The organism is Arsenophonus sp. ENCA (assembly GCF_002287155.1).
Lineage (GTDB): Bacteria > Pseudomonadota > Gammaproteobacteria > Enterobacterales > Enterobacteriaceae > Arsenophonus > Arsenophonus nilaparvatae.
The window spans coordinates 1-1,035 of sequence record NZ_NHNG01000604.1; the positions used below are offsets into that span (position 1 = coordinate 1).

The window sequence follows — 1,035 nt, forward strand, 5'->3', positions numbered from 1 at the left end:
GGCTAGATTACGACATTAAAAAACACGCGCGCGGCGTGTATATGTCGCGATAATCTTGGTAGGTTTTGCAGACCTGACATCTGATTTTGCAGATGCAAATAAACTATAGCGCATGATTTCTTCTTTCCACGAGTTTCGCACAAAACTAATTTGGGTACGCTAATAAAACACGGATGTGCTCAGCAATAGCATTTTTGATTACGTCCCAATTTTGTTGATAAAGGGTTATTTTTTCAGATATACGACGTTTATGTTGTTCAAACCACGCAGAAATAGCGAGAAAAATATGATTTCTTTGCGCTCGGCTCGTGCGAGCCTGACRGCGTTCAATACCACAATTTTGTTTAACTTCTCGATGATAAACTTCAACAGACCAACGGGCATCCATGATAGATTTGACGTATTCACGGGTGGGATTCTCTTTGTTTGTTACTATATAATCAATACGGCCGTTTTTGGCTGTAAATTTGAAAACAGTCACCCAACCGTAGCCTCGTAAGTGTATTGGAGTTCCTTCTTCTGAGATGTCTAACTTGTTCAGTTGTTTATTATGGTTAACAATCCTGTTTTTCCTCAGCGTGGTTACCCAGACCCAACCATGAGAGCGAATTGATTTCAGATTATCTAGGCTAGAATACCAGGCATCCATCACTACCGCTTCTGGCATGATCCCTCTTTTTTTAGCAAGAGCCAGCATTTCGGAAAAGTGCGTGTTTTTTGTTTTTCCATCAGAATCTTTATCATAAATACGATAGTCAATAGGAATTGATTCAACACTTGTCAGATCATGCCAAAGCAAATTAACCAAACCTATGCCAGCAATAACATCATGCTTATTACCTGAATATTGATAATGAACCATCTCTATTTTTCTACTACGTGTTTTGGCAATCAATAAACTAGTTGCTGAATAGAGACTTGCATTTTTTGTCACGCTATTGAGAATAAAAAGAGGTTTAACTTAGAGAATAAAGGTTTGAAATGATCAACAAAGAGCGGCTGTTACGAGATAATCGTTTATGTAAAGCAATCATT

Annotated in this window: 1 protein-coding gene; it reads right to left on the bottom strand. The window is 38.1% G+C overall.

From position 1 onward, the window contains the following. Positions 1 to 145: 145 nt before the first annotated feature. Positions 146 to 934: a transposase gene (locus tag CBG25_RS15710; protein WP_290607824.1), complete on the bottom strand. Its 789-nt coding sequence runs from the start codon at positions 932 to 934 to the stop codon at positions 146 to 148. Positions 935 to 1,035: the final 101 nt, after the last annotated feature.